We start from the raw sequence: 16,254 nt of genomic DNA on the forward strand, positions 1-16,254 counted from the left end.
CCATGACAAATTCTGTAGAAATCAAAAACCTCGACCTCAGCTTTGGTGCTGTGAAAGTCTTGAAGAACCTCAACCTCGATATTCGTGACGGCGAATTCATCGTTCTGCTCGGGTCATCCGGCTGCGGCAAGTCAACGCTATTGAACTGCATCGCGGGCCTGCTCGAAGTCACCGACGGCCAGATCTTCATCAAAGGCCAGAACGTCACATGGGCAGAACCGTCTGAACGCGGCATCGGCATGGTGTTCCAATCCTACGCGCTTTACCCGCAGATGACCGTGAAGGGGAACTTGTCCTTCGGTCTGAAAAACGCGCGCCTGCCAAAAGCCGAGATCGAAGAACGCGTCGCACGTGCCGCGTCTATTCTTCAAATCGAGGCGTTGCTTGATCGTAAACCGGGCGCTTTGTCTGGTGGCCAACGTCAGCGTGTCGCCATCGGTCGTGCGTTGGTGCGTGATGTGGATGTGTTCCTGTTCGACGAACCACTGTCAAACCTCGACGCCAAATTGCGCGTTGATCTGCGGGTCGAATTGAAACGCCTGCACAACCAGCTGCAAAACACGATGATCTACGTGACGCACGATCAGGTCGAAGCGATGACATTGGCCGACCGGATTGCTGTCATGAAAGGCGGCAAGATCATGCAGCTTGGCACACCCGACGAAATCTATAACCAACCCAAGAACCTTTATGTGGCTGACTTTATCGGGTCACCGTCAATGAACTTCATCGAAGGGCACCTCGAAGACGGCGTTTTCAAAAAGGGTGAATTAACGCTGCCAATGACTGGCTACGCCTTTGCAAGCCCGCAAGTTACGGATCGTCCCGTGACGATTGGTATCCGGCCTGAACACATCGTGACCGGCGAACTTGCCGCCAAAGCACCTGTGCAAATGGCCGTGTCTGTCGATCTGGTGGAATCCATGGGGTCCGACACGTTGGTCTACGCAACGATGAACGGCGAACCCTTCCGCATCCGGATGGACGGGCAGGCAGTAATCAAATCAGGTGAAACGCTTGGCATCGGTATCGATCCGTCACGCGCATCCCTGTTCGACAATAAAGACGAGGCACGTCTGTAATATGGCTACACATCTCAATACCGGCTGGACCCTTACGGACGGGTCCAGTGCCTACACTTGTCCAATTACGTTCCCTAACGATGGCATTTCGGCGTTGTACGACGCTGGACTGATTCCTGATCCGTATTTTGGCAAAAATGAACTTGATCTGCGGTGGATTTGCGAACGCGATTGGACTGCGACGCGGACGTTTGATCTGATCGACGTGGACGTTGATCTAGTTTTGTCGCGCATGGATACGGTCGTGACCGTGCGGGTCAACGATGTGGTCGTGTTGGAAGCCCAGAACGCGTTCCGCGACTACCGTGTTGCGCTTGGCGATGTAGCCAAATCTGGCGAAAACACCATCGCGATCACTTTCCACAGCCCGGTGGACGCGGGCCGTGCATTGCAAGACGCGCATGATTTCGAACTGCCAATTTCCAAAAACTGCCCGATCCCGTTCGGTAACTTCCTGCGCAAACCCGCCTGTGATTTCGGCTGGGATTGGAACATCGCGCTGGCTCCTTTTGGCATCTACGGCGACATCGCGTTGGAACCATCCAAAGCCGCCCGCATCGACACGTTGAATATCCATCAGGATCACAGCGGCGACGGCGTGCTTGTGACGGTTCAGGTGGCGACAACAAACCACGATGGCGCGGTGACGCTCGACTTTGACGGCCAGACCATCACGGGTACGGCGGTGCACGGGTTGTGCACGCTTAGTGCACGCGTATCACAACCGAAATTATGGTGGCCAGCAGGGCAGGGCGATCAACCGCTCTACGACCTGAAAATCACCGCTGGTGACGCGACAGCGACCCGCCGTCTTGGCCTGCGCCAGATGGAATTGGTTACGGAAGAAGACGACGCAGGGCTTGGCTTCAAGTTCCGCGTGAACGGGCGCGATGTGTTCTGCAAAGGGGCCAACTGGATCCCCGCAGACGCGCTTGCTGGTCGCATCACGGACGACAAAACCCATGCGCTTCTGGTCTCTGCGAAAGAGGCCAACATGAACATGATACGCGTTTGGGGCGGTGGCCGGTACGAGCCAACATCGTTCTACGATAGCTGCGATGAACTCGGGCTTATGGTTTGGCAGGACTTCATGTTTGCCTGCAACCTCTACCCATCGGATCGCGCCTATGTCGCTGAAGTCAAAGCGGAAATTCGCGATAACGTCGCACGGATGCACCACCACGCCTGCCTTGCGGTCTGGTGTGGCGACAACGAACTCATCGGGGCGTTGGGCTGGTACGATTGTTCTATCAACGACCGCGATCGGTACTTGGTGAACTACGATCGTCTGAACCGCGCCATCGAAGATACGCTACTTGAAACCGACCCCCGCGCGATTTGGTGGCCATCATCACCATCACCCGGTCCGCTAAACTTTGGCGACGCGTGGCACGATGATGGATCAGGCGACATGCACTTCTGGTCGGTCTGGCACGAAGGCCGCGATTTTGACCACTACCGCGACGTAAGTCCTCGTTTTTGTTCGGAATTCGGGTTCCAGTCCTATCCCGGCATGAACGCCGTGCGTGACTTTACCGGCGAAGCGGACCGCAACATCGCGGCACCCGTTCTGGAAAGTCACCAGAAGAACGAAGGTGGGAACGCGCGGATCGCAGAAACGATGTTCCGCTATTTCCGCTGGCCTGAAAAGTTCGAAGATTTCGTCTACCTCAGCCAAATCCAACAGGGCGTCGCGATCAAAACAGCCGTCACCCATTGGCGCACGCAAAAGCCGCGCTGCATGGGCACGATCATCTGGCAGCTGAACGATACATGGCCCGTCTGTTCATGGGCGTCGCTGGACTACGGCGGAGAATGGAAACTGATGCACCATATGGCGCAAGCGTTCTACGCGGACGTCATGGTCACAGCCGTGCCGACGGGCGACACGATCACACTGCGAGGAACCAACGATGCACCTGTGTCAGTTGATGTTGCAGTAACGGCGCAAGCTGTTGATATGGCAGGTAATCTGCGCCCGTTGGCGAAAGCCACGTCAACGATCGGGGATACATCCATTGATATGCTCAGCATGCCAGTAGCCGATTTGAACGACGGCGAAATGCTGGTCGTATCGTGGAAAAGCGATCAGGGCGAAGGGCGCGAAATCTATACGCCGAAGCCGTACAAAACCTTCGATTTGCTCCCTGCGAACGTCGCCATGGACATTGCGGGGAACACGATCACGTTGACCGCAAATGGCCTGTCTTTGTTCACCTCGCTCGAGGCGGACACGCAGGGCCGTTTCTCTGACAATGCGTTTGACATGCTGCCCGGCGAAAGCCGGACCATCACATTCACGCCAAGCGACGCGTCTCAAACACCAACCTTTACACTGCGCGATTTGCACAGTGCCACGACTGCCTAGAGGACATCGAATGACTCATATTTCTTACCAGCTTTATTGTTCGCGGAACTTCCCGCCGCTGTCTGAAACGTTGAAAATGCTGTCTGCAGCAGGCTTCAAAGAGGTCGAAGGGTACGGCGCGCTTTTCGACGATGTGGACGCGGTGAAAGCGGCCTTCGAAGGCACAGACCTGAAGATGACAAGCAGCCACATTGGCCTTGACTTGATGGAAGGCGATCCTGCCAAAGCGATTGAACTCATTCGCGATTTCGGAATGCGGGCGGCGTTTGTGCCATATCTGCAAGAAGACGAACGGCCGACAGATGCGGCTGGCTGGACTGCATTTGGCGAACGGCTTGCCAAGATCAGCGAACCTTTTGTGGCGGCTGGGATCAAGTTCGGCTGGCACAACCACGACTTTGAATTGGTCGCGACCGAAACAGGCGAAATGCCGCTCGATCTGATGATGGCGGCGGCACCCGACATGATGCTGGAACTCGACCTTGGTTGGGTAACGCGCGCAGGCGAAGACCCTGTCGCATGGATCAACAAATACGCAGGTCGGATCGCAGCAGCCCACATCAAAGACGTGGCCCCCGCAGGCGAAAACACGGACGAAGACGGCTGGGCCGACGTAGGTCATGGCACCATGGATTGGGCGGCGATCCACGCGGCTTTGCAAGCTGCGGGCGTGGATCACTACGTCGTTGAACACGACAATCCGTCTGACCACCAGCGCATGGCGACACGTAGCCTTGCCAGTGCGTCTAACTTCTAAGGAATTGATAATATGACACAACTTGGTGTTGGCATCATCGGATGCGGGAATATCTCAAAGGCGTATTTGACACTAGCGCCGATCTTTAAATCGCTGAAACTGGTCGCGGTTGCGGACCTCAACATGGACAACGCAAACGCGCGCGCGGCTGAATTTGACGTCCGGGCGGACACGGTTGATGACATTCTGAAAGCGTCCGACGTCGATGTGATCGTAAACCTGACGATCCCGGATGCGCACTTTGCCGTGACCAAATCCATCTTGGAAGCAGGCAAGCACGCCTATTCCGAAAAGCCATTGGTTCTGACCTTGGAAGAAGGTCAAATCCTGCGCGATCTGGCTGCGTCGAAAAACCTGCGGGTCGGCTCTGCGCCTGACACGTTCCTTGGCGGGGCGCATCAGCAGGCACGCGCAGCGATTGATGGTGGCCAAACCGGCAAAATCATCGGCGGCACATGTCACGTCATGGGCCACGGGATGGAAGCATGGCATCCAAACCCTGACTTCTTTTTCAAACCGGGCGGTGGTCCGGTGCTCGACATGGGGCCGTATTATGTCACCAACCTGATCCAATTGATCGGGCCCGTAAAATCGGTGGCTGCTTTGGCGAACAAAACCTTCCCAACACGCACAATCGGCAATGGCCCGCGCGATGGCGAAGTCATTCCGGTGGACGTCGCAACAAACATCCACGCGCTGCTGGAATTCGAAAACGGGGCAGCCGTGACGATGGGGGCCAGCTGGGATGTTTGGACAAATAAGCACACGAATATGGAGCTTTACGGCGAAGACGCGTCAATCTTTGTGCCTGATCCGAACTTCTTTGGCGGTGACGTCGAAATCGGCGGGCAAGACCGTGACATCAAGGTGCTTGATGCATGGGATCACCCATTTGGTGTGAACAACTTCGAAGACAACAGCAAAGCCAACTATCGCTGTGCGGGTCTAGCGGACATGGCCGCGGCCATCGCTGAAGGGCGTGACCATCGCTGTAATGTCGATGTGGCGGTGCATGCGACCGATGTCATGACAAGCATCTTGAAGTCCGGCGAGGAACGCCGGTTCATCACACTATCTACGACATGCGGACGCCCCGCAGCACTGTCACCGGATGAGGCGCGTGCGCTGTTGGCCTAAGACGCCTTCGACAGCTCTGATTCAGATTTCAGGACGGCGTCACCGTCGTCCTGTTTGATGTAGTAGGCGGGATTATCGCTGTCCGCATCTCGGGTGACTTCTGTGCCGCTGATCTTGCGCGTCACCTTTTCGGTGTAGGATTTTTCAACCTGACCAGTGCCGGTCCCGTTGCCCCAGTTCCATTCAACCTTGTCGCCTTTGTTATACTTGGTCATGTTGATCTCCTTTTCAGAAGGCACAACAGGATAAAGGGCGTCAGGTTCCGGTTTCAGCCGCGATTTGGGCTTTGGATTTACGGCCACGTTCTGTTTCAGACTTCAATTGACCACAAGCGGCCATGATATCTTCACCCCGTGGGCGGCGAACTGGTGACGAATAGCCAGCGTTATGCACAATGTCAGCGAACTTGCGAATGCGGTTGTTTGATGACCGTTTGTATGGCGCACCGGGCCATTCATTAAATGGGATCAGGTTGATCTTTGCAGGGATGCCGTCGATCAGTTTGACCAAGCGATGCGCATCTGCGTCGCTATCGTTCACACCGTCCAACATCACATATTCGAACGTGATCCGCTCTGAATTGGATACCTTCGGGTAGCTGCGCAACGCGTCCAGCAGATCGGCCAAAGGCCAGCGTTTGTTAATCGGGACCAACTTATCGCGGACTTCATCGGTGGTGGCGTGGAACGAAATAGCCAACTGACAGCCAATTTCTTCGGCAGTGCGGGCAATCTCTGGAACCACACCAGACGTCGACAGTGTAATACGGCGGCGCGATAGCTGGATGCCATGCGGGTCCATCGCGATTTTCATCGCATCACGGACGCTTTCAAAGTTGTACAGCGGCTCACCCATGCCCATCAGAACGATGTTCGACAAAAGGCGGGTGCGGTCGGCTTCGGTGCGGGTGCCGGGTTCTGGCCATTCGCCCAAATCGTCGCGGGCAACCATGACCTGTCCAATGATCTCGGCAGCAGTCAGGTTGCGCACCAGTTTTTGCGTGCCCGTATGACAAAACGAACAGGTCAACGTGCACCCGACCTGCGACGACACACATAGCGTGCCGCGATCGGTCTCGGGAATATAAACGATCTCAACCTCGTGGCCGCCAGCAATACGGACCAGATATTTGCGCGTACCATCTTCGGACACCTGACGGGTCACAACCTCTGGTACAGCCACAACAAATGTCTCGGCCAGCATCGCGCGGTAATCTTTGGCGAGGTTCGTCATCTGTTCAAAGTCGCGAACGCCCCAGTGGTAAATCCACTGCCAAATCTGGCCGACCCGCATCTTCGCCTGCTTCTCAGGCGTACCCGCAGCGATCAACGCATCACGCATCGCATCGCGTGTCATTCCGACAAGATTCGGCAAGCCACCGCCCGTATCCTTACGGGGGATCGTCAGCATATCAGGTGTAACAGGGGCCGTGGCGGTCATGATCGAATCTCCAACATCTGGGCCTCATATAAACAACAAACGCCGGTTTCCAATGAAAACCGACGCCTTATTTCTTTTGGCCGTAAATATCCCGGGGGTATGGGGGCTGGCCCCCATCCGATTTTCCGCGAAAAATCGACTACCCAGCGCAGCGCCGTGCGGCTTCTTCAACTGCGGCGGTGAAGCCAAGCAGTGAAAACGTATCTTTCGTGACCGTGCCGCGACCGGACCGCGCTGTCATGCTGGCACCAGACCCGCGTTTCATCGCAGCAACGATTTTCGCGTCGTCTTCAGGTGTCGCAGGCCAAGCCCATTCACCTTCGGTGAACAGTTCAAACGTTGTGCCGCCGATATCCAGCGTTGCAGTTGATCCGCTCGCAAATGGATAACCGCCAGTAAAGGCGACTTGGCCTTGGACAGACGCACCCGGACGGTAGAAAACGAACAGCAGGATATCGCCACGGCGCACCTGCACGACGTTCCCGTCACGGCTGTTTACGGTTTCTTTGGGGGCCGAAACACCCCAGCATTCGGTTGGGTTATCTTCGACAAACACGCTCCAATCGGTGTTTGCTGCGACCCGGTTTGACGATTCCTGTGCGCTGACGCTGCTGCTCGCGGCGATCAGGGCCGTTGCCGTCAGGATCCGTGCAAAATTCTTCATCATAGTGACAGCCTCCACGCTGTGATTGCCTCTGGATGCCCAACTCAGCCATCCGTGCATCTGATGTGCACCTTTTCGGCTAGCGGGTCGTGTTTCAACTCGATAGGCATAGGGTTAGCAAAAAACTGCCCAGTTGGGAAAGCCCTAAAGGCCAACCACCTGGCGTTGTGACATGAGGGACGCAGATGACACACCCAGTAGACCTGATCGAAATTTGGCGGGGCGACATGATTGAATGCATGCACCAAGGCCATGCCGTCGTCTGCGATGCGTCTGGTCAGATCATTGACGCATGGGGTGATCCGGAAACTGTGATCTTCCCACGGTCGTCTTGTAAGATGCTGCAGGCGTTGCCGTTGGTCGAAAGCGGGGCTGCGGACGCCTTTGGGTTGACTGAAAAACAATTGGCCCTGTCCTGTGCGTCCCATGACGGGTCTTACATTCACACAGAAGCCGTTTCTGCATGGATCAAGGACCTCGGGCTGGCAGAACCCGATTTCCGCTGTGGCCCGCAGGTGCCCGGCGATAAGGACGTGCGCGATGATCTGATCCGCGCGGGCGACCAGCCTTGCCGCATCCACAACAATTGCTCGGGCAAACACTCCGGTTTCCTGACGCTGAACAAACATCTCGGGGCAGGAACCGAGTATACGCAGATCGACCATCCCGTGCAGCAAGCCTGCAAAGCGGTGTTCGAAGAGGTGACCCAAGAAACATCGCCCACCTACGGCATCGATGGCTGTTCCGCCCCGAATTTCGCCAGCACCCTGCACGGATTGGCGCGGTCTATGGCCTTCTTTGCATCGGCCCACAGCCGCAGCGATACACGCTCATCTGCCGCCGCCCGCCTCGCGCAAGCGATGATGGCCTATCCTGAAATGGTCGCAGGCGAGACGCGTGCATGTACCAATCTGATGCGGGCCATGGATGGCAAAGTCGCCGTGAAAACGGGTGCAGAAGGCGTGTTCATCGCGATTATTCCTGAAAAGCAGCTTGGCGTGGCGCTGAAAATCACGGACGGTGCGACCCGCGCCAGCGAAGCCGCGATTGCGTCGATCCTCGTGAAGCTCGGCGTGTTGGATGCCAACCACCCGACCGCCAAATCCCTGATGACACCTGATATTCGCAACTGGGACGGCCTTGTGACGGGCCGGATTTCCCCTGTTTCTGCACTGATTTAAGGACTGCCCGATGCCGTTTACACTTGCCACTTGGAACATCAACTCTGTCCGCTTGCGCGAAGACATCGTGCTGCGCTTGATGCGTGAAGAAGCACCCGACGTCTTGTGCCTGCAGGAATGCAAAAGCCCGGTCGAGAAAATCCCGATGGAAGGCTTTCGCGACCTTGGTTACGAACACGTCGTGGCGCGCGGGCAAAAGGGATACAACGGCGTGGCGATCCTGTCGAAAATCCCGATGGAAGAAGCGGGCGCTTACGATTACGCGGATCTCGGCCATGCCCGCCACATCGCGGGCAAGCTGGAAAACGGGGTGACGATCCACAACTTCTACGTGCCCGCAGGCGGCGACAAGCCGAACCGCGAGATCAACGAAAAATTTGGTCAGAAACTGGATTACCTGCGTGATATGCAAGCCGGTTTCAATGCGAATAAACCGGAAAAGGCTATTCTTGTCGGGGACTTGAATATTGCGCCGCGGGAAGATGATGTCTGGGACCACAAGAAACTGTTGAAAGTGGTCAGCCACACGCCGATAGAAGTCGAAGCACTGGCCGCCGTGCAAGCCGCAGGCGATTGGGTGGACGTCACCCGCGCGGATGTGCCTGAAGGCAAACTGTACAGCTGGTGGTCATATCGGTCGCCTGATTGGGACACCGCCGACAAAGGCCGCCGTTTGGACCACGTTTGGGCGACGCCCGATATCGCTGGGTCAGCGTCAGGCAGTCGGGTCATTCGTGACGTGCGCGGTTGGGAAAAACCAAGCGACCATGCGCCTGTTTTCGCGACCTTCGATCTATAGCGACGCGATCTTGGCAGCGACCAACTGTCCAAGGGTTTGATGCGCGATCTCATCAAAATGAACGCCGTCTTCGGCGCAGGTTGTGACATGCGGGCTCGCATCAAGGAATGCGATCCCAGTATGGGCGGCGAGGTCTGCGTAAAGGGCTGGTAGGGCCGCTGATTTCCCTGCTGCCTGCCAAAGCTCTGCCACGAAGGCACCGCGTTCTTGGACCACTGGCGGGGCGATCAGCAGAATTTCAAAACCACCGTGTTTGGCCTGTACGTCCGGGTCCTTTGCAATCGCAATCAGCCCCGCTACGGCGCTTGCGATACCTTGCGCTGTCAGGCCGAAGTAGGGTTTGCAGTCATTCGTCCCTAACATGATCGTCAGCAGATCAATGGGCTTGTGGCTACCAAGCGCAATCTGTAGTCCGATCTGCCCGTTCATATGCGCGCCCATAATGGGATCGCAGGCCGCCGTCGCTGTCCGCCCCGGTAGGCCTTCCTCTATCAGCCGCCACGACGATCCGAGTGCCTGGGCGGTCACGCTTGGCCAACGTTGACCGACGCCATAACGAAAATTGTCGGATGCCGCAGTCATCGGCATCGTGCCATGGGTGTTGCTATCGCCGAATGTGAGCAGTGTTTTTTGCATCTTTTTGGTCTAAGGCCAGCGCTGTCGCCAGTAAACCTTGAAATGGCCCTTGGCCTTTTGGTGCGCGTCTCCATATATAGTCCAACTGATTTGAGGAGAGCCCGATGTTAGAGCTTGGCACGACACCATCCGCACCCGCCGCCGCTGATATGATTGTAGATGGCACCGACGCGACCTTTATGCAGGACGTGATTGAAGCCTCGCAAACGGTTCCCGTGATCGTGGATTTTTGGGCCCCGTGGTGCGGACCATGCAAAACTTTAGGACCAGCGATTGAAGCGGCGGTGACTGCCGCTGGCGGTCGCGTGAAACTGGTCAAGATCGATGTTGATGCCAACCCTGGCTACGCGGGCCAGTTGCGGGTTCAATCGATCCCGACGGTTTTCGCGTTTCATCAAGGTCAACCTGTTGACGGTTTTCAGGGGGCGTTGCCGCCGTCCGAAATTCAGGCCTTTGTCGATAAGATTGCGGCGATGGGGCCCGAAGCTGACAATGGTTTGGCCGACGCGATTGAAGCTGCAGAGCAAATGTTGACGGACGGTGAAGCCGCTGATGCCGCAGAAACATTTGCCGCAATCCTGCAGGAAGACCCTGCGAATGCTGCTGCTTATGCGGGCCTTGTCCGGTCATATCTGGCGCTTGATGATGTTGATCAGGCAGAGGCCGTGTTGAATGGTGCGCCTGCCGAAATCTCAACGGATGCGTTGCTGGAAGCGGCCCATGCCCAAGTCACATTGGCGCGTGAAGCGCAAAACGCGGGCCCGCTTGCTGAATTGGCGGCATCAGTTGACGCGAAGCCAGACGACCACCAAGCGCGATTTGATCTGGCTGTCGCGCAGCATGCGGGTGGTGACGCCGAAACCGCCGTGGCAACGTTGCTTGAACTGTTCCGTCGTGATCGCGAATGGAATGATGGTGCGGCGCGGGCCCAATTGTTCAAGATCTTTGATGCGCTCGCGGCAAATGATCCAATCGTTTTGAACGGGCGTCGTAAATTGTCGTCTTTGATATTTGCCTGATCTGGGAAACACCCTACCTTGTTCATTATGAACAAACACGAATTGCCCGACACGATCCCGGTGTTTCCATTGCCCGGCGCATTATTGCTGCCGCGGTCCCGCTTGCCGCTTCATTTGTTTGAACCGCGGTATTTGGCGATGATGGATGACGTCTTGAAAACAGACCATCGGTTGATCGGGATGGTCCAGCCCTTTGATGGTCCGGGAAAGCCGGATCAGCTGCACAAAATCGGCTGCGCGGGGCGGCTGACTGCGTTCTCTGAAACCGAAGATGGTCGCTATATGGTGACGTTGTCGGGCATGTCGCGCTTCCGCATTATTGAGGAAACAGAAGGATTTACGCCCTACCGCAAGTGCAAGGTTGACTGGGGCGGTTTTGGTCGTGATCTAGGTCCGACCGAAATGGATGACGATTTTGATCGCTCTGCATTCCTGAAAACTTTGGGACGCTTTTTTGAAGACCAAGGTCTGAATACGGATTGGGAATCCTTGTCGGAGGCCGAAGACGAATTGTTGATCAATTCACTGTCGATGTTGTGTCCATTCGAACCCGAAGATAAGCAGGCATTGCTTGAAGCACCGTCCTTGACGACGCGCCGCGAAACACTGGTCACACTGATTGAATTCGCGCTGCGGGGCGGATCAGCAGAGGAAATAATGCAATGAACGCCGACACTTTTGACCCCAAAATGCTTGAAGCGCTGGTTTGTCCCGAAACCCGCAATGCGTTGAAATACGACGCCGAAAAGCAGGAACTGGTGTCCGAAAATGCGGGCCTCGCGTTCCCGATCCGTGGTGGCATTCCCGTCATGCTTGTCGATGAGGCGCGTGTGCTCGGCTAAATTGCCGAAGTTTACTTTTTATTTCGAATTTTACGGTCTCTTGAGCGAAGTTGCTAAAGGGGATTCTGAATGAGAAATATGCATCCGGCTGACGAATTGGCCATGATCCGAACTGATATTCGTCGGCTGCGTGAACGCGAAGATTATCTGCGGAAGGGGTTTTTGTCGTTGCGGCTGCCGACCCACGGCGTCGACGCTGTCGCGACGGTTAAAATCGTGAAAAACCGCCGGTTATGTCAGCATAAACTGCCCGCACATCTGCTGGATGATCCTGATCTTTGGGAAACGCAGGTTATCCGTCACGTGCATATCGACGAAGTGGGCCACCCGGCTGCGCGAATCCCAATGTGGGCCAATCAAGCGGCCAACTGTGATCTGATCGAACCGATCTAACGTTTCATGAGATCGGGAAGGTCACCAGTCAGGCCTGCCGCTTCGCGCATAAATGACCGTCGCAGGTTCGGCGCTTTGTTGACCAGACCCATCCCCAGATCGCGCGCTGCACGCAGGAGGGGGTTATCGTTGGAAAACAAACGGTTGAATGTGTCTGTCGCAACCGCAAGCGTCGCCGTATCGAACCGACGCCATTGTTGGTAACGCGACAGCGTTTGTGCGCCACCGATGTCCTCGCCCCGCGCGCGGGCTTCTTTCAGCACCTGTGCCAGGGCTGCAACGTCGCGCAATCCCGCATTTAGGCCTTGGCCCGCAATCGGGTGGACGCCGTGTGCCGCATCACCAACCAGCGCAACGCGGTCTGCAATAAAACTGTCGGCAAGCGATAGGCCTAGCGGATAGGTGAACCTTTGCCCGACCAATGAAATCTCGCCAAGGAAACTGCCAAATGCTGGCCGTAGCGCATCCAAGAAACCCGCGTCATCAAGTCCTGCGATCATGTTCGCGCGACTGGTTTCTTCTGACCACACAATAGATGATCGGTTTTCGGTCAGTGGCAGAATTGCGAGCGGCCCATTGGGCATAAAAAACTGATGTGCGATGCCGCCGTGCGGTTTTTCATGGGCGACGGCGCAAACAATCGCAGTTTGGTCATACCCCCATGCGGTTCGCCCGATACCCGAACGTTCAGCGGTGCCGCTACGGCGACCGTCGGATCCGATCAGAACCTTGCCGGACATCGTGCCGCCGGATGCCAACGTCACCTCAACCTCGTTCGGTTTAACTGTTTGACTTACAACGGTTTCGCCCGACACTTGCGTGATCAATGGCTGCGCGGCCATGGCATCCAAAAACGCCCGCCGCAGGTGCCGATCTTCGACAAGATACCCCATCGGCCCTTCTTCGATTTCAGCATGGTCAAAGTGCATCATCCAAGGCGACGGACCTTCACCCGCGCGGCCATCGGTCACTTTAATTTCGAGCATGGGTTGCGCATGATCAGCGACCTGTTCCCAAACGCCAATCTGCCGCAACAGCCGCATCGATGTCAGTGCAAGCGCATAGGACCGCCCGTCAAAATCGCGGTCTTTGCGTGTATCTTCGGGCAGGGCGTCAATAATCGTGACCGAAAACCCCGCTTTCGCTACTGCCAATGCCAAGGCCGGACCGTTCAGGCCGCCACCTACGATAATCAAATCATTGCTCATGGGCCTAGATATGGGGGTCTGCACGGGATTGTCCATGCGCCGCGTCGCCGCTACCTTCGTCGTGAAGAAATAGGAGACCGCGATGCAAGACTGGCTTTGGATGACCGCCGCTGATTTGGGGCGCGGGATTGCGGATGGAACAATTGATCCCGTCGCGTTGACCGAAACCTATCTGACAGCCATCGACGGACATCCGTTGCGCGACCGCATTTACGCGCGGGTCAGCCACGATCGGGCGCGGGCAGAGGCGCGGGCAGCTGCAACACGTGCCGCCAGTGGGTTGCGCAGATCGCCATTGGACGGTGTGCCTGTGTCGTGGAAAGATCTGTTCGACACCGCAGGCTTAGGGACCGAAGCGGGGACGAAGCTGATGGCGGGCAGGGTCCCTGATGCCGACGCAGACGTTTTGCAAAATGCCACTTCGGCTGGCCTGGTTTGCCTCGGCAAGACCCATATGTCTGAAATCGCGTTTTCCGGCTTGGGCCTGAACCCCATGACCGCAACACCGCCTTGCAAAAACGATGCAGAGGCGGTGCCGGGTGGGTCGTCTAGCGGCGCTGCTGCATCGGTCGCATTTGGGCTGGCCGCGGCTGGCATTGGATCGGATACGGGCGGGTCGGTGCGCATCCCGTCGGCATGGAACGATTTGGTCGGGTTGAAGACAAGCCACGGATTGCTAAGCCTTAAAGGCGTCGTGCCGCTGTGTCAGACTTTCGATACGGTCGGGCCATTGTGCCGGTCTGTTGAAGACGCGAACCTTCTGTTTGGTCTGCTCGGCGGTACCAAGTCCGCTGATCTTGGCGCGGCATCTTTGGCGGGCCTGAATGTCGCGATCTTGGATACCATCGCGATGGACGGTGTGCGTGACGCACCGCTACAGGCTTTTGAAAACGCTGTCGCCCTATTGGAAGCACAGGGTGTAAACGTCACCCACGCAAATTTCCCACAACTGGCACAAGCCTTTGATGTCGCTGGAAACCTGTACGCGGGTGACAGTTACGGCTGGTGGCGTGATAAAGTCGAAGCAGCGCCAGAAAAGATGTTCCCGCAAATCCTTGAACGTGTACGTGGGGGGCAGCACGTTTCTGCGGCTGATTACGTCAGCGGATGGAATTTGCTGCGACAGGTGCGCGACGCTTTCACCGCTGCGTTCGCAGGGTTCGACGCCGTGATCATGCCAACGGCCCCGATTTTGCCGCCCAATGCGGATCGACTTTTGACCGATGACGCCTACTACAAAACCGAAAACCTGCTGGCACTGCGCAATACACGCATCGCGAACTTGTTAGACCTCACGTCGTTGACCCTGCCCACAGGGACACCGTCCTGCGGGATCATGTTCAACACACCAAAACACGCCGAAGCACGCCTATTGCGGATCGGTGCTGCGGCAGAGGCGGCATTACGCGCAGGGCAGGACACAAAAGACACAATCGCCTAACGGCTTGCCACAATCTGCCCACGCTATTCTGGACAGACGCCTAAACCAGCGGCTACGTTGGACAAAAGCGGGGCGAAATGATCCCGTACATGAGGCAGTTATGGTATACCCTGAGCGGTTTTCTTCCCTTCCGGAAGCGACGTGGCCCCGTTTGCGTGGGCTACTCGATCATCGGACACCCGGTGGCGAGGTCATTAATATGACCATCGGCGAACCACAGCACGCGTTCCCTGATTTCGTTGGCCCATTGCTGGCAAAGCACATGGGCGACTTCCGTAAGTATCCGAATAATAACGGAACTGTGGCCCTGCTAGACGCGATCACACTGTGGTTGGACAAGCGGTACAATGTATCTGTGACGCCAGAAAACATCCTGAACCTGAACGGCACCCGTGAAGGATTGTTCAACGCGGCAATCGCGCTTGGGCCAGAAACAAAGCATGGCAAACAGCCTGTCGTTTTGTCGCCGAACCCGTTTTATCCGGCCTATTCCGCTGCTGCGAATGCGATTGGGGCCGAAGCGATTTTTGTGCCTGCGACGGATGAAACCGGACATTTGCCGGATTACACAGCCATGCCAGAGGACGTGTTGGAACGCACAACGCTTGCCTACATTTGTTCGCCAGCGAACCCGCAGGGCGCTGTGGCTGACGAAGCGTATTGGACAAAACTGATCGCCTTGGCGGAAAAGTACGACTTCAAAATCTTCGCCGACGAATGCTATTCCGAAATCTACCGTGACACGCCGCCTGTCGGTGCGTTGGAAATGGCGCAGCGTTTGGGGTGCGACCCTGACCGCGTGATGATCTTCCATTCGCTGTCGAAACGGTCGAACCTTGCTGGTTTGCGGTCAGGTTTCTGTGCAGGTGGTCTTGAGAGCATTCGCCGTGTGCGCCAATTGCGCGCCTATGCGGGCACGCCTTCGCCTGAACCGTTGCAGGCCGTGGCAGCAGCCGCGTGGCTGGACGAAAACCACGTGATCGAAAACCGCGCCCTTTACCAACAAAAATACAAAGCCGCAGACCAGATCATGGGCGATGTGCCGGGCTATAAATCACCGGACGCCGGTTTTTTCTTGTGGTTGCCCGTTGAGGACGGCGAAGCCGCAGCTGTGAAGCTGTGGGAAGAAACAGGCGTGCGCACGTTGCCGGGGGCCTATTTGGCCCGCGATTTCAACGGCGTGAACCCAGCAGACAAATTTTTACGGGTCGCCATGGTGGCCCCAACACAAGAAATGCAGCGCGGTCTGACGATCCTCCGCGACTGTCTCTACGACTGAGGGAATAA

Annotated in this window: 17 protein-coding genes; 12 read left to right on the forward strand and 5 right to left on the reverse strand. The window is 56.5% G+C overall.

The window, feature by feature from the left end:
- Window positions 1-2 precede the first annotated feature (2 nt).
- Genes AC0L7R_RS03675 through AC0L7R_RS03690 form a run of 4 tightly spaced genes read left to right on the forward strand, consistent with a single transcriptional unit; the run spans window position 3 to window position 5,344 of the window.
- Complete coding sequence (locus AC0L7R_RS03675) at window positions 3-1,082, forward strand: ABC transporter ATP-binding protein (RefSeq protein WP_247129242.1); 1,080 nt, start codon at window positions 3-5, stop codon at window positions 1,080-1,082.
- 1 nt (window position 1,083) lies between these two features.
- On the forward strand, window positions 1,084-3,450 hold the full coding sequence (locus tag AC0L7R_RS03680; protein WP_473658872.1) for a glycosyl hydrolase 2 galactose-binding domain-containing protein: 2,367 nt from the start codon (window positions 1,084-1,086) through the stop codon (window positions 3,448-3,450).
- 10 nt (window positions 3,451-3,460) lie between these two features.
- On the forward strand, window positions 3,461-4,207 hold the full coding sequence (locus AC0L7R_RS03685) for a TIM barrel protein (RefSeq protein ID WP_473658874.1): 747 nt from the start codon (window positions 3,461-3,463) through the stop codon (window positions 4,205-4,207).
- Between the two features lie 12 nt (window positions 4,208-4,219).
- Window positions 4,220-5,344: a Gfo/Idh/MocA family protein gene (locus AC0L7R_RS03690; RefSeq protein ID WP_473658876.1), complete on the forward strand. Its 1,125-nt coding sequence runs from the start codon at window positions 4,220-4,222 to the stop codon at window positions 5,342-5,344.
- Here the strand turns inward: AC0L7R_RS03690 and AC0L7R_RS03695 are convergent.
- The 3 genes from AC0L7R_RS03695 to AC0L7R_RS03705 form a co-directional block, all read right to left on the reverse strand.
- On the reverse strand, window positions 5,341-5,559 hold the full coding sequence (locus AC0L7R_RS03695; protein WP_247129246.1) for a hypervirulence associated TUDOR domain-containing protein: 219 nt from the start codon (window positions 5,557-5,559) through the stop codon (window positions 5,341-5,343). The genes AC0L7R_RS03690 and AC0L7R_RS03695 overlap by 4 nt on opposite strands.
- Before the next feature lie 40 nt (window positions 5,560-5,599).
- Entirely contained in the window at window positions 5,600-6,784 is a 1,185-nt protein-coding gene (rlmN, locus tag AC0L7R_RS03700; protein ID WP_473658878.1) for a dual-specificity RNA methyltransferase RlmN, read from the reverse strand.
- Window positions 6,785-6,923: 139 nt separating this feature from the next.
- Window positions 6,924-7,448 (reverse strand): invasion associated locus B family protein, encoded by a 525-nt coding sequence (locus AC0L7R_RS03705; protein ID WP_247129354.1) that lies wholly within the window; start codon window positions 7,446-7,448, stop codon window positions 6,924-6,926.
- A gap of 185 nt (window positions 7,449-7,633) precedes the next feature.
- On the opposite strand from AC0L7R_RS03705, the gene AC0L7R_RS03710 reads away from it, so the two are divergent.
- A complete protein-coding gene (locus AC0L7R_RS03710; RefSeq protein ID WP_473658880.1) occupies window positions 7,634-8,629 on the forward strand; it encodes an asparaginase in 996 nt (331 codons plus the stop codon).
- A 10-nt stretch (window positions 8,630-8,639) separates the two neighbouring features.
- Window positions 8,640-9,428 (forward strand): exodeoxyribonuclease III, encoded by a 789-nt coding sequence (locus tag AC0L7R_RS03715; RefSeq protein ID WP_473658882.1) that lies wholly within the window; start codon window positions 8,640-8,642, stop codon window positions 9,426-9,428.
- Here the strand turns inward: AC0L7R_RS03715 and AC0L7R_RS03720 are convergent.
- Window positions 9,423-10,064, reverse strand: a complete 642-nt coding sequence (locus tag AC0L7R_RS03720) for a GDSL-type esterase/lipase family protein (protein WP_473658884.1) — start codon at window positions 10,062-10,064, stop codon at window positions 9,423-9,425. The genes AC0L7R_RS03715 and AC0L7R_RS03720 overlap by 6 nt on opposite strands.
- Before the next feature lie 104 nt (window positions 10,065-10,168).
- On the opposite strand from AC0L7R_RS03720, the gene AC0L7R_RS03725 reads away from it, so the two are divergent.
- The 4 genes from AC0L7R_RS03725 (at window position 10,169) to AC0L7R_RS03740 (ending at window position 12,318) form a co-directional block, all read left to right on the forward strand.
- Window positions 10,169-11,083, forward strand: a complete 915-nt coding sequence (locus AC0L7R_RS03725; protein ID WP_473658886.1) for a tetratricopeptide repeat protein — start codon at window positions 10,169-10,171, stop codon at window positions 11,081-11,083.
- 27 nt (window positions 11,084-11,110) lie between these two features.
- Window positions 11,111-11,749 (forward strand): LON peptidase substrate-binding domain-containing protein, encoded by a 639-nt coding sequence (locus tag AC0L7R_RS03730; RefSeq protein WP_473660353.1) that lies wholly within the window; start codon window positions 11,111-11,113, stop codon window positions 11,747-11,749.
- Complete coding sequence (locus tag AC0L7R_RS03735; protein ID WP_247129252.1) at window positions 11,746-11,925, forward strand: Trm112 family protein; 180 nt, start codon at window positions 11,746-11,748, stop codon at window positions 11,923-11,925. The genes AC0L7R_RS03730 and AC0L7R_RS03735 overlap by 4 nt, the downstream gene beginning before the upstream one ends.
- A 69-nt stretch (window positions 11,926-11,994) precedes the next feature.
- On the forward strand, window positions 11,995-12,318 hold the full coding sequence (locus AC0L7R_RS03740; protein ID WP_473658888.1) for a hypothetical protein: 324 nt from the start codon (window positions 11,995-11,997) through the stop codon (window positions 12,316-12,318).
- Here AC0L7R_RS03740 and AC0L7R_RS03745 read toward each other — a convergent pair.
- The gene (locus tag AC0L7R_RS03745) at window positions 12,315-13,562 is read right to left on the reverse strand and encodes an FAD-dependent monooxygenase (protein WP_473658890.1); all 1,248 of its coding nucleotides are present in this window, start codon (window positions 13,560-13,562) and stop codon (window positions 12,315-12,317) included. The genes AC0L7R_RS03740 and AC0L7R_RS03745 overlap by 4 nt on opposite strands.
- Before the next feature lie 46 nt (window positions 13,563-13,608).
- Here AC0L7R_RS03745 and AC0L7R_RS03750 point away from each other — a divergent pair, with 46 nt between their 5' ends.
- Together AC0L7R_RS03750 and AC0L7R_RS03755 are read left to right on the forward strand one after the other, a co-directional pair.
- Window positions 13,609-14,967: an amidase family protein gene (locus AC0L7R_RS03750; protein WP_473658892.1), complete on the forward strand. Its 1,359-nt coding sequence runs from the start codon at window positions 13,609-13,611 to the stop codon at window positions 14,965-14,967.
- Window positions 14,968-15,067: 100 nt separating this feature from the next.
- The gene (locus AC0L7R_RS03755; RefSeq protein ID WP_473658894.1) at window positions 15,068-16,246 is read left to right on the forward strand and encodes an aminotransferase class I/II-fold pyridoxal phosphate-dependent enzyme; all 1,179 of its coding nucleotides are present in this window, start codon (window positions 15,068-15,070) and stop codon (window positions 16,244-16,246) included.
- The last annotated feature ends 8 nt before the right edge of the window (window positions 16,247-16,254 follow it).

It is taken from the genome of Yoonia sp. D2-7 (assembly GCF_055809435.1).